This window comes from Pseudoalteromonas sp. NFXS39, assembly GCF_040148775.1.
Lineage (GTDB): Bacteria > Pseudomonadota > Gammaproteobacteria > Enterobacterales > Alteromonadaceae > Pseudoalteromonas > Pseudoalteromonas apostichopi.
Map to the genome: position 1 here is coordinate 56984 of NZ_JAGDEC010000001.1, position 12737 is coordinate 69720.

Sequence of the window (12737 nt, forward strand, 5' to 3'; positions counted from 1 at the left end):
GTGAATGCCATTTTAATTTCTCGTAAATAACTTAATACCACTCACTATTGCATATTAAATAACTTATTCCAAGATTAAAGACTCAGAAACAGGAGTAATATTTTGGCTATATAATTCATCTACAACTGAGCGGTTGCGACCCGTCTTTTTAGCCTGGTATAAAGCTTGGTCGGCAAGTTTAAATACTTCATCAATGTTTAATTGCTCGATTGGCCAGCCTGAAATACCAATCGATACATTAATGCAGCCAACAGGGTCAATGTAGCTTTCGGACACCCGCATACGCAAACGTTCAGCGAGTTGATACGCTCGTTTTGCTTCGACTCTTGGCATGATCACAATGAACTCTTCACCGCCTGTACGGGCAACCACATCACTATCACGAGTGACATCTAACAAAATTTTAGCTAACGACTGTAGTACCACATCACCAATGTCATGACCAAACTCATCGTTCACCCGTTTAAAATGGTCGATATCGATAGCCAACACAGCAAAAGGACAACGCTGAGCTATAAAATGATTAATTTGTATATCAAGGCTACGGCGATTGTGCAGGTTAGTTAATGGGTCTGTTTGCGCTTCTTGGCGCAATAAACCTATTTTACTTTGTAGTAGCCCCACTCCTTTTAACATGGCTTTTCTTAACTCATTACTTTCAAAATACCATGAGCGGATTTGTGTCAACTCTAGTGACGTTGAAGGGCGATCTAAGGTATTTGCAGTCTCAGCTAATTGCCTTAACGGCTGTGAAATTAAACGTGCTAATACCCAAATAAACACAAATGTAAGTAAACCAATTGGGGCTGTCTTTACAAACACTTGCCACATTAAGTCATCAAGCGGTGCAAGGGTGTTTTCAAGCGGTCGCTGAGTGACTACCCCCCAAGAGGCAACTGTCATTGGCGCGTAACCGGCAAGCATTCCAACGCCTTTGCTGTTGGTAACAATCTGTGTGCCTGAGTTACCTTTTAATACCTCATCAATTACTTGGTTATCATATACTTGCTCACCAATTCGGCTTTTATCAGGGTGATAAAGTAAGCGATGATTTTCATCAACCACATACAGATAGGAACCGTCTTGATAGTAATGAACTTGCAGCAATTCATTTAAAATACTGGTCCGCTTTAAGTAAAGGGTGCCGCCAACATAACCAATAAAATTGCTATTTTTGTCAAATAATGGCTGCGAAATAAAGATCAGTAAATTACCTGCCATCGAAATATACGGCTCACTGATCATTGGAATCCGATACGACAAAGCTGCCTTAGTACCAAAACTATCTACTTTTCGGTTTTGTAGTTTCAGTGACTTGGGCGAAACACCTAGAATATCGCCTTGTGCATTAACAATAATTGTCGAATTAAAACTATTGGTTTGTAGTCTTAACCTGTCTACCTCAGAATTAATTAACCCTTGATTATTAAAATCATCCTCAAGAATTTTACCGACATAAGCAAGTTGTTGCTGAGCAGCCAGTAAAAAGTTATCGGTCGCCGACACCAACTTAGCGGCATAGGCCTTATGATTATTAAGGGTTTTATCTATTAGTTGTTGCTTTTGAACTTGGTAGCTCGAGTAATAACTATTTAGAAAGGTAATAAGCGTTGCAGAAAACGCTAACAATAAAATTAAGCGACGTAGGTTTAAACCTTTACTTAGACTCTTAAGCACGATACTTCTCACATATGGGGCCCAAAGTCCATATCGGGTACATCTAATACCTTTATACTAGCAAGATGTTTTGTGTACCTCTATAAAACTTTTGTCATAATTTGATTTAGCGCAAATAAATGAGTGCAATTACTCTAATTAATTAAAGTAACTTTGTTTAATAACTTCAGCTACCAAGCACTCGTTGAACATGAACGGCATCAAAGCCTCTTACCAGCAACCTTCGTTATTTAACATGTTGAATTTAATAAACTATAAACTTAAGACAGTTAAAAGAATGGCTAATACATGCGATTTATATTGTTCAAAAGCAGCTTGCTTTGATGTAATAATTTATTACACTATAAAAACAAAATAACAATAAAGTTTTCCTATGCGTCAACACTGTGCTGAAATCATCAATAAACTCCCTTCACATCGACTTATGGCGTTAGATGTAATGCGGGGCTTGACTATTACTGCCATGATCTTAGTGAACAACCCGGGCAGCTGGAGCGCTATGTATTGGCCGTTGAAACATGCAGACTGGCATGGCTGGACACCTACCGATTTAATTTTTCCCTTTTTTATTTTTATTGTCGGCATGTCTATTACGCTATCTGTAAATAACCTGCGTGGTAAAGGGGTAAGTGATCAACAAATATTAAAAGCAGGTGTTATTCGCACCATTAAACTTATTGTGCTGGGTTGGTTTTTAGCCTTGTTTTATTACAATTTTCAAGACCCTTCTTTTAGCTGGGTTGATGACAAATTATTGCAACTGCGCGTGTTGGGTGTGCTACAACGCATCGGTTTGGTGTATTTAGCAGCCCTGTGTTGTTACCTCTATTTATCGCCGAAAAAAATAGCCATTACTTGCATCGCTCTTTTATTATTTTATGGCGCCGCCATGCTTTATATCCCGTATACCTTGCCAAACGGCGAGGTAGTGAGTGGCTTATGGTTACATGGCAATAACTTAAGTGCTTCCATAGACAACACCGTACTTGGTAGTCATCACCTGTATTATGCCAATGCTAAGCCACTGCCATTTGATCCTGAAGGGCTGTTCTCAACTCTTCCTGCGATTGCGAGTGCGCTCAGCGGCATTTTGACTGCAGTTTACTTAACCAAACAACTCGACCTTAAAAAGCAAGCACGTACACTAATCTTAGCAGGCATATTAAGCGTTATTGCCGGCTATGCTATTTCGCCAATAACGCCTATCAATAAAGCATTATGGACTCCTAGCTATGTGTTACTCAGCTCAGGGCTTGCTGCGATTTTTTATGCTTTATGCAGTACTATTTTAGATATTTATAAGCTGCGCAGCTGGAGTGCTCCATTTATTGTTTTTGGTGCTAATGCGATATTATTTTTTATGTTTGCAGGCGTGTTCGCACGCCTATTAATTATGGTTTCGTTAGGCGATAGCAGTTTAAAAGGCAATGTTTATGGTCTTATACAATTAGCGATCAGTGATGATTATTTGGCATCTTTTATATTTTCGCTGCTGTTTTTAGCAGTGTCTTATATTGTGATGTTCAGCTGCTACCGCAAAGGCATTTTTTGGAAGGTTTAGTCTTTGAACAGATGAGCCAGTCAGCAACTGGCTCATCTGTTCAGCAATTATGCCTGTGGTATTGCATGGCTTTGCTTATCGAGTAGATACAAAATTGACTGATAACTAATGCCACTGTGCTCAGTTAAACCAATTTCGCAGCTACGGCTATTAGATACGCCGCGACTACAATTTTTTGGCACTTGTTGTTTAAGGGTTTTTAGCGCGTTGCTATTGAGTTCTGGCAAGTTAAAACCCTTATCACCAGCAAAACCACAACACTCAATATCGGCTGGAATAATTACCTCATTACTACATGCCTTGGCAAGTGATACTAGGCTTTGCTCTTTACCTAATCGCTTTGAGCTACAGGTAACATGGAGCATCACAGGCTCATTCACAGGCGTTACTTGCAAATTAGGCAGTAAGTACTGAGCTGCAAAGTCGGCACTTTCGTAAATTTTGAGTGCAGTATTTTGCGCAGCATTAAGGGTGGTGAGCGCACAGGGGCTGGCATCAAAAACGATTGGATACAGGCCATTATTTGAAAGCGCCTCGAGCTTAGTAAGTAATTGCTCACTTTTATTTTTAGACTCTTGATTAAAACCTTTACTAGCAAATGGCATACCGCAGCATAGTGAATCAGCTTGTTTAGGTATCACCACTTCATAGCCTGCTTTTGCAGCTAATGAAAAGATTACATCAAGCAGTGGACGCTTATCATCGGCAAGTTTATCGGCCGCAAAAACCCGGCTTGCGCAGCTTGGCATATAAACTAACTTTTTCGCTTGTTGGGGTTGTTGACGTTTTCTATTAATTGGCTGCTCGGCCCTTGGCCATGCCGAATAATATAGCGGTGTACCAAGCAACTTATTAGCAGGTTTACTCAGGTTTCTTAAGTTACTGCTGCCAATTGCTTTTTCTAGCACCTGCATGACGGATAAGCCAAACCGAGCACCAGAGGCGACAACCGCAAAATGCTTGCTGGCAAAGCGTGATAATGACCGCGCTACCTTGCTTGAGGAAACTTGCTCAGCCCTAAGTGATTTTATAAATTCACCAGTGTTTATCCCCACTGGGCATTTAAGTCCGCAAAGACCGGTTGCTGCGCACGAATCAATACCAAGGTATTTAAAGTCGGCCTCGATAACACTGAGCTTTTGATTTAACTTCTGCTTACTCGCTAAATCATCGGTTGTTAGCAATTGATTGTGTAATTCGGTGCGGTGCCGCCATAAAGTAATACGCTGCCTAGGTGTTAAGGTAAGCCCTTTTGATGGGCAAACCACTTCGCAAAAGCCACACTCAATACAGGTGTCAATAATATCATCACTTTTTGGCATGACTTTTAAATGCTGAGTGTGAGCATTTTTGTCGTGATTAATAATAACCCCAGGGTTGAGAATATTCTGCTTATCGAATAATGCTTTAAGCGCAACCATCACCGAGAAGCCATCATCTCCCCATTCGGTGGCAACAAACGGAGCCATGTTACGACCTGTGCCATGCTCTGCTTTTAATGACCCTTTTAGTTCAACTGCCACTAAGTTCGCCACATCAGCCATAAATTGCTCGTAACGGCTTACTTGCTCGTGTGTGTCGAAGGCTTGAGTAAATACAAAATGCAGGTTTCCGGCCAGTGCATGACCAAAAATAATGGCTTCGTCATAGCCATATTTAATAAATAACTGATGCAGCGCATTTACGCCCTCAGCTAATTTATCAAGAGCAAAGGCGACATCTTCAATAATCACTGTAGTGCCAGTTTCACGCACCGCGCCAACCGCAGGAAACGTTCCTTTGCGGATATTCCAAAGTGCTGCATTACGGGCACTGTCAGCAGAAAACTCAATCGCTGCCAGCTGGCTTTGCTTAAACTGAGCAAGAAGTTGCTCGGTGATCTTAGTAAGTGCATCAAGAGCCTCTGCATTTTCAGCTCTTAACTCAATTAAAAGTGCCGCTGCTTGCTCTGGATAGTTGGTCACTTCTTTTGGCATTATGGCATGTTCAGACACCGACATCAGGGCACGTTTATCAAGTAGCTCAACCGCAGCAACATCAAGTTCACTCAGTCTTTGTACCAGCTCACAAACCTTACTGATATCGTCAAAGATAAAAAAACCTGTGTGTTTATACTTATGCTCGACCACTGTGTGGTAGGTAATATCTGCGATAAAAGCTAACGTACCCTCAGAGCCAATAATTAAATGTTTAATGATTTCGATTGGATCAGAAAAATCCAGTAACGCATTTAAGCCATAACCTGTGGTATTTTTTAAACGATATTTATGGGCGATGCGTTCACTCAAATCTGGGTTCTGCTTTACGCTATCAACAAGGTTCATTAGCTCATCAACCCAGCTACTATGGCTTTGCAAAAAGGCGTTACAGCTTTGGTTATCAGCCGTATTAAGCACAGTGCCATCGGCAAAAATTAGGGTCATATCTTTTACTGTATGGTAGCTGTTTTGCGCCACCCCACAACACATACCCGATGAATTATTTGCCGCCATCCCCGCTATTTTGCAACTATTAATTGAAGCGGGATCAGGGCCAATTTTTTTACCAAACGGGGCTAATACTTGATTCACTCTAGCGCCGATGATCGCCGGTTGTAAGCGTATTGCATCGGCATCATCAATAATCTCAAACTTGCTCCAACTATCGCACAATAAAACCAATACCGAATCTGTAATTGCTTGCCCAGATAAACTCGTCCCTGCAGCTCGAAATGTGATAGGTATTTGTTGCTCGTTTGCAGCAATGATCACTTGTCGTGCTTGATTTTGATTGCTAACTAATACAATTAACTCAGGAATTAATCGATAAAAGCTTGCATCTGTTCCATACGCATAACGGCGCGAGTAATCTTCTATTAATGCAGACTCTGGTAAAAAAGGTGCAATTTGCTGTTTGAATGCGTGCAATCTTGTTAAAGCCATCTCGCCCCCAGGCTTGTCATAGTTACGCTGATGATTATGGAATATATTATTACTTTAAATTGTACTAAAAAGCGACCCATTAAATTGATAAATTATCATCTTCAAGCATTTTCATCAGCATAAAGGTTTGGTTATTTAAGCATATCAGCCCTATTTGGTGATCTAACTTAGCTTTTTGCAGTCATGCAGAAAAACCGCTAGGGTAGCAAAAAAAGACTGTATTTATATTTAAAAACCCATTAATATCAAGAATAATTTATTCTAAAAACTAAATAAGCGTTTTGCTTTGGAGCTTGCTGTGTTAAATAAGTTTGCACTATCGTCACTGGTTATCGGATTAGGATGTTTCATGCCATTACAATCATCATTTGCTGAGTCTGCATTAACTTTAAAACAACAGTTAGGGCAAAAGCTCATGCTCGACCTGCGCTATTACTGTGAGCAAGACCCTGGCGAGCAAAAATGCCGTACACCGGTCACTCAGCTGCCAGCCGATTTAGCCAATATCATCACTAAACATAACATTGGTGGTGTGATTTTATTTGCTGAAAATATCGATACCGTGCCACAGGTGATCAAACTTAATAATGATCTACAAAAAGCTGCTGCTAAGTCTGAGTTAGGCTTACCGCTGTTTATTTCGATAGATCAAGAAGGTGGCCGAGTAGCCCGAATTCCTCGTGATGTAGGCACTTCATTCACAGGTAATATGTCGATTGGCGCAACCTACAAAGAACATGGCACATACTTCGCGACTGAGTCTGCGCGCATTATCGCCGACGAGCTTTTAGCACTGGGTGTTAATGTTAACTATGCACCCACGGTCGATGTAAACATGAACCCTGATAACCCTGTTATTAACGTACGTTCTTACGGCGAAGACCCGCAACTGGTTGCGAAACTAGGTGGTGCACAAGTCGCAGGGTTCGAAAATAACGGCGTTATTTCATCGTTAAAGCACTTTCCGGGGCATGGCGATACTAATGTAGATAGCCACACAGGCTTGCCAAAGGTAATGCATGATAAAGAAACCATTTGGCAGCAAGACCTACCACCATTTAAAGAAATTATTAAGAATCAACAGCCGGGTATGATCATGACTGCACATATCCAATATCCAGCCCTCGATGACACTACGTTTGTCAGTAAAGAAGGCAAAACCATGATCAAACCTGCAACAATGTCGCGCAAAATCATCACCGACTTATTGCGTGATGAACTCGGTTATCAAGGTGTTGTGATCACCGATGCACTTGATATGGCGGGGATTAGCCACTTCTTTGAACCAATTGAAGCAGTGATAAATACCTTTGCAGCGGGTGTTGATATTGCGCTTATGCCAATTGAAATAAGAAGCCCTAAAGACTTGGCGGTACTTGAAGCCCTAATTGACAGATTAGAGCAAGAAGTACAGCGTGGCACTTTAAATGCTGACGAAATGAGTGCTTCAGCAACGCGTATTTTAAGACTTAAAGAGAAGTTTAAACTCACCTCTTCACTTGACGACGAAGCAGCTATCAAAAAAGCGCAGCTTTTACTTGGTGATCAAGGTCACAGAAAAGTAGAAGCCGAATTAGCATTAGCAGCTATCACCGAAGTTAAAAACGAAAAAAATACCCTACCACTCGACATTAAATCAGGCAGCAAAGTGCATATTATTATGCCAGATACCCGCAAGTGCTATGCCCTACAGCAGGCGTTAGTTGATAACACTGATAAGTTAATCAGCTTTAGCTGCACTAGTTTGCAAGGCTATGAGAAGCTTGCCACGTTAAAAGAAATTAACGAAGCCGATATAATCATTGCCGCAAATGCGTCACCAAAACAAAGTGCTGTTGAAGTAGGTGGAATGGACGATTTAGCTGATAACCCAGAGTTTGCAATTGCTAAAGCAGATCAATCTGCGGCATTAGAATCATTGCTAAAACAAGCAAAATTAGCCCATAAGAAGACCGTATTTGTAAGCTTACGTGCCCCTTACGATATTGCTCAATTTGGAAAATTTGGTGATGCTGTACTTGCCACCTATGCTTACAATATAGATGTAGATACAGATGAAAAGATTGCTGGTCCTGCATTCACAGCGCTAGCAAAAGTTTTACTAGGGAAGGCCCCTGCTAAAGGGCAGCTGCCCGTTACTATTAATGACCTGAACTGAGTGTTATTGTAGCAACTATGGGCAAGTGTTAACTTCAAGGAGAGTCACATGCAAAAAAATGCATCTTTAACCACTCCTGCGGCTATTCGTAAAATGGTACGTGAGGGTGACTACAGTGGAAATACATCGGGTTTTGCACCGGGTTTTGTGCAAGCAAATTTAGTGATTTTACCTAAACAATATGCGTTTGATTTTTTGCAGTTTAGCCAAGCAAACCCGAAAGCTTGCCCGATTATTGCTACTAGCCGTTTACCGGGCGTTACCGATATGCCAACCGTTGGTGAAGATATAGATATTCGTAGCGACTTCCCTCGTTACCGCATCTTTAAAAATGGCCAAATGGTTGAAGAAGTAACTGATATTACAAGCCATTGGCGCGATGATTTAGTCACCTTTCTAATTGGTTGCTCGTTCTCGTTTGAAGAAGCGCTTATTGCCGCGGGTCTTGAGATCAGAAATATCAGCGAGCAAAAAAATGTGCCTATGTATGTAACCAATATGGCCTGCCAGAGTGCAGGGATTTTCCACGCCAATATGGTCGTTAGCATGCGCCCAATGAAACCTGCAGATGCTATTCGGGCAATCCAAATTTGCAGCCGTTTTCCAAGTGTACATGGTGCGCCAGTGCATTTTGGTGACCCTGTAGCAATTGGCATAAAAGATATTAACAAGCCTGAATTTGGCGATGCGGTTACCATCAAAGCAGGTGAAGTACCGGTGTTTTGGGCCTGTGGTGTTACTCCACAAGTTGCGATTGCCAACGCAGCACCTGATTTTTGTATCACGCATAGCCCAGGACACATGCTGATCACTGATATTCCAAATAGTAAAATGGCAGCGTTATAAATGACGATGAAACTAAATTGCGACCTTGGCGAAAGCTTTGGGATGTGGAAAATGGGCTTAGACGAGCAAGTTATGCCACATATTGATATGGCAAACATTGCTTGTGGTTTTCATGCTGGCGATGCCGATGTGATGGCAAACACCCTAGCCCTTGCCAAGCAATACAAGGTAATGGTTGGCGCACACCCAAGTTACCCAGATAAGCAAGGCTTTGGTCGCCGTTCTATGGCTATGAGTGAAAAAGAGCTTACCAATTGCCTGCATTATCAAATTGCTGCAATTGATGGTATGGCTGCGGTACATGGCTTAACGCTCGAATACGTAAAACCACATGGCGCCTTATATAACGATATGATGAGTGACGAGCAAACCTTGAATATCGTTATGCGTGCTGTGGCTAGTTATGCAAAGCCACTAAAATTAATGATTTTAGCCACCAACCAAGCAGCCGAACACAAAGTACAAGCAAAAAATCTTCAACTAGAACTCATTCTAGAGGCGTTTGCCGACCGTCAATACACAGACGAAGGTAAACTAGTCACGCGCTCTTTAGCTGGCAGTGTACACGATAAACCAGCGCTAATGGCGCAGGTTAAACAGTTAGTTGAACATGGCACAGTCACAACGCGAAGCGGTCAGCAGCTTGCGCTTGATGCCGATAGCCTGTGTGTGCACGGCGATAATGAAGCGGGTATTGCGCTCATTCAAGAGATCAAAGCACTATGTCAGCAAGCCTAAGTGACGCTGCGCTCAGCCAACAAATTGAAACCATGATGGTTGAACAAAACCCGCGTGGTATGCAGCATTTATATGCAAAACAACTAACGGGTACGTATTTACGCGCAGCGAAATACCTTCATCAAGCACAAGGTACTGTATTGATTGGTACAGGCTTTGCAGTCAACAATACCTTCGAAACCGACGGCCCAGTTGGAGCGATTGCACTTTACAAAGTACTCAAAAAACTTGGTAAACAGCCCCTTTTGGTTACTGGCAACCCCCTTTACAGTGCCCTTAAAAAAGACTTCAACTGCTTTGAGCTGCCAATTAATAGCATTGATAATGCCCACACTTTTAGCATTAAAGCCCTTGCACAGCTGAAACCTGATTGTGTTTTATCAATAGAACGCCCGGGGCTGAATCAGCATCAGCGTTATTACAATATGCGCGGTATTGATATTTCTGAGCATTGCGGCTGCTTTGATTTTTTTGTAACAGAAGCACGTTGCCCCACCATAGCGATTGGTGATGGCGGTAACGAAATAGGCATGGGTAACCTTGCACAGCACATGCAAGCGCTAAACATTACTCCTTGTTTAACTCCTTGCGATGAGCTTTTACTCGCCGATGTATCTAACTGGGCGGCGTACGGGCTGATAGCCTTTTTAAGTCGCTGGCATAACACCGATTTGCTGGCTGAAATTGAGCCACTCAATATTTTACATTATCTAAGTGAGCGCGGTAGTGTCGATGGTGTCACCCATAAAAACGAGCTCACCGAAGACGGCCTGCATGCAATGCATGGTCAACAATTAATAACTCGGCTTCGCCAACTTGGCGGCTTTACGACAGAGAATGAGGTTTAACAATGGGCACGGTATACCTAAATGGTGAATACCTTGGCGCTGATGAAGCAAAGATTTCACCAATGGATCGCGGCTTCTTATTTGGCGATGGCATTTATGAAGTGATCCCATCATACCAAGGCAAAATGCTAGGCTTTGGCGCACATATTGAGCGTATGAATAACGGTTTAAACGAGCTTGAAATTAAGCTCGATTACAATGCCGATACGTGGCGTAAAATCTGTAATGATTTATGTGAAAAAAACCAAGGTGACAACCTAGGGATTTATTTGCATGTGAGCCGCGGCGCTGATACAAAACGTGCCCACGGCTACCCAAGCAATATTACTCCGACCGTATTTGCGTTTGCTTTTGAAATTCCGGCAGAGCCAAAAAGCGACATCGATAGCGCAACAACTTACACCGTATCACTTGAGCAAGATCGTCGCTGGCAACGTTGCCATATAAAATCAACGGCACTGCTTGGCAACGTGATCCATTACCAACACGGTGCAGCAGCGGGTAATAAAGAAACCATTCTATTTAATCGTTTAGAAGAAATTACCGAAGCCAGTTCAAGTAATGTGTTTATCGTAAAAGATGGTGTGATCAGCACGCCACCACTTGATAACCAAATTTTACCGGGGATCACCCGCTGGTTAATCCTCAATATTCTTCACAGTTACAGTGATTTTAAAGTGCAAGAGCGCATTATTAGTAAAGAAGAGTTACTTGATGCCGACGAGGTATGGATCACCAGCGCCACTAAAGAAGTTGGCCCAGTCGTAAAAGTAAATGGCAAGTTAGTTGGCGATGGCAAACCAGGTGCAATTTGGCAACAAGTGCAAAGCCTGTTTACCAAGCATAAGTTTGATTACTAATTTAATCGCACTTTAAAAAAACGCCTACTTAAAGTAGGCGTTTTTTTTAGCTATTATTTAATTGCTTATTATATCAAATGGCCAAGCTTGCAGTAGGCCGTCACTGGTTTCTGAATATAGCAGGTTACCATCGTATGCCACACTCAGTACTGACGTACGCTGGCGCTGTTGTTTAGCTTCGTATTCAGCGATTAGTTCACCATCTGCAACGCGATATAAACGCATCTTCATTTTTGGCGAACCCGTTAATAGCCATTTATCTTGATTAATAAATTGCGATGCGGTGAACTCAATAAAGTTAGCGTATGAGGCCACTTCTGATAGTTCTTTTTTATTGGCTAAATCAAAAAATACTCGATCATCAACCGAATCAATTGCAAAGGCCAAGCTCGCTGTATCATTTAAAGTAACGTGATTTACTCTAGTAGCTAAACGCTCTTCAAAGCGAGTGCTGCCATCGCTCGTTGACCAAAGCTTTACGTATTTGTCGCTCGAGCCAGTAAACGCCCACTGACCATCAGCCGATAACGCCACGCTATTAATATCTAAGCGATGAATATCAAAACGCTTAGTATCACCTGTGCGGGTATTTATCACCTCAGCCTTACCGCTACGATAGGCTATAACCAAAGTATCGCCTACAGCTGAAATAGCGATGTCTCTGGCGATTTCTTGCCCAGTGAGCCAAGTGCCAATACTACGCCCGGTGCGAGTATCGTATAAAGTCACTGATAACCGGTTTGAAATGAAAAAACGAGATTTGTTGGCGCTAAAGCCCGCAAGCTCAACATGTTCAGCGCCCTGCCCTGTTATACAATCGTATAGACGCGCTTTTAACTGATTATCCCAAACGCACACCTCAGATTGGGTTGCCACTAACGCGTGACTAGCATCTTCACTAAGCGCCGTGGCACTTAATAGCTCATTGCCATGCGCAAATTCACTACTAGCAGAGGCAGTAAAAACCTCACCTCCACCACAGCCCACAAGGCTTAGTGCAAATACACAGCAAAGAGATTTAAGCAGTTTCGACGTCATGATCATTCTCATTTTTTATAATTATATTGTATAGGAGCAGTGTAATGAAAATAAGCGGAAGTTGGTAGGAAATCTCGCTGCCAGCTTTCA

General features: G+C 42.1%; 9 protein-coding genes. 6 read left to right on the top strand and 3 right to left on the bottom strand.

Translation table 11 applies throughout. From position 1 onward, the window contains the following. Positions 1 to 63: 63 nt before the first annotated feature. Positions 64 to 1677, bottom strand: a complete 1614-nt coding sequence (locus J3455_RS00245; RefSeq protein WP_349560723.1) for a sensor domain-containing diguanylate cyclase — start codon at positions 1675 to 1677, stop codon at positions 64 to 66. Between the two features lie 373 nt (positions 1678 to 2050). Between J3455_RS00245 and J3455_RS00250 the strand changes: the two genes are divergently transcribed. Beyond that, positions 2051 to 3238: an acyltransferase family protein gene (locus J3455_RS00250; protein ID WP_349560724.1), complete on the top strand. Its 1188-nt coding sequence runs from the start codon at positions 2051 to 2053 to the stop codon at positions 3236 to 3238. A 47-nt stretch (positions 3239 to 3285) separates the two neighbouring features. On the opposite strand, the gene J3455_RS00255 is transcribed toward J3455_RS00250, so the two are convergent. Further along, positions 3286 to 6159, bottom strand: a complete 2874-nt coding sequence (locus J3455_RS00255) for an FAD-binding and (Fe-S)-binding domain-containing protein (protein ID WP_349560725.1) — start codon at positions 6157 to 6159, stop codon at positions 3286 to 3288. Positions 6160 to 6508: 349 nt separating this feature from the next. Between J3455_RS00255 and J3455_RS00260 the strand changes: the two genes are divergently transcribed. From J3455_RS00260 to J3455_RS00280, 5 genes are read left to right on the top strand one after another with little or no spacing between them, the layout of a single operon-like run. Further along, positions 6509 to 8317 carry a glycoside hydrolase family 3 protein gene (locus J3455_RS00260; RefSeq protein ID WP_130052996.1) on the top strand — a complete coding sequence of 603 codons (1809 nt, stop codon included), beginning with the start codon at positions 6509 to 6511 and terminating at the stop codon, positions 8315 to 8317. 48 nt (positions 8318 to 8365) lie between these two features. Beyond that, complete coding sequence (locus J3455_RS00265) at positions 8366 to 9163, top strand: putative hydro-lyase (protein ID WP_130052997.1); 798 nt, start codon at positions 8366 to 8368, stop codon at positions 9161 to 9163. A gap of 6 nt (positions 9164 to 9169) precedes the next feature. After that, entirely contained in the window at positions 9170 to 9901 is a 732-nt protein-coding gene (locus tag J3455_RS00270) for a 5-oxoprolinase subunit PxpA (protein ID WP_349561100.1), read from the top strand. Continuing rightward, positions 9886 to 10749 (top strand): glutamate cyclase domain-containing protein, encoded by an 864-nt coding sequence (locus tag J3455_RS00275; protein ID WP_250662083.1) that lies wholly within the window; start codon positions 9886 to 9888, stop codon positions 10747 to 10749. Before J3455_RS00270 ends, J3455_RS00275 begins: the two co-directional genes overlap by 16 nt. 2 nt (positions 10750 to 10751) lie before the next feature. After that, complete coding sequence (locus J3455_RS00280) at positions 10752 to 11609, top strand: aminotransferase class IV (protein WP_130052999.1); 858 nt, start codon at positions 10752 to 10754, stop codon at positions 11607 to 11609. Positions 11610 to 11666: 57 nt separating this feature from the next. Here the strand turns inward: J3455_RS00280 and J3455_RS00285 are convergent, their stop codons facing one another. Further along, positions 11667 to 12647, bottom strand: coding sequence for a WD40 repeat domain-containing protein (locus tag J3455_RS00285; protein WP_297330918.1), 981 nt, complete (start codon positions 12645 to 12647; stop codon positions 11667 to 11669). Positions 12648 to 12737 lie beyond the last annotated feature (90 nt).

Coding starts and splice junctions, on each gene's coding strand:
- J3455_RS00250 (WP_349560724.1), top strand. CDS start 2,051: ATGCGTCAACACTGTGCTGAAATCATCAATAAACTCCCTTCACATCGA.
- J3455_RS00255 (WP_349560725.1), bottom strand. CDS start 6,159: ATGGCTTTAACAAGATTGCACGCATTCAAACAGCAAATTGCACCTTTT.
- J3455_RS00260 (WP_130052996.1), top strand. CDS start 6,509: ATGCCATTACAATCATCATTTGCTGAGTCTGCATTAACTTTAAAACAA.
- J3455_RS00265 (WP_130052997.1), top strand. CDS start 8,366: ATGCAAAAAAATGCATCTTTAACCACTCCTGCGGCTATTCGTAAAATG.
- J3455_RS00270 (WP_349561100.1), top strand. CDS start 9,170: ATGAAACTAAATTGCGACCTTGGCGAAAGCTTTGGGATGTGGAAAATG.
- J3455_RS00275 (WP_250662083.1), top strand. CDS start 9,886: ATGTCAGCAAGCCTAAGTGACGCTGCGCTCAGCCAACAAATTGAAACC.
- J3455_RS00280 (WP_130052999.1), top strand. CDS start 10,752: ATGGGCACGGTATACCTAAATGGTGAATACCTTGGCGCTGATGAAGCA.
- J3455_RS00285 (WP_297330918.1), bottom strand. CDS start 12,647: ATGACGTCGAAACTGCTTAAATCTCTTTGCTGTGTATTTGCACTAAGC.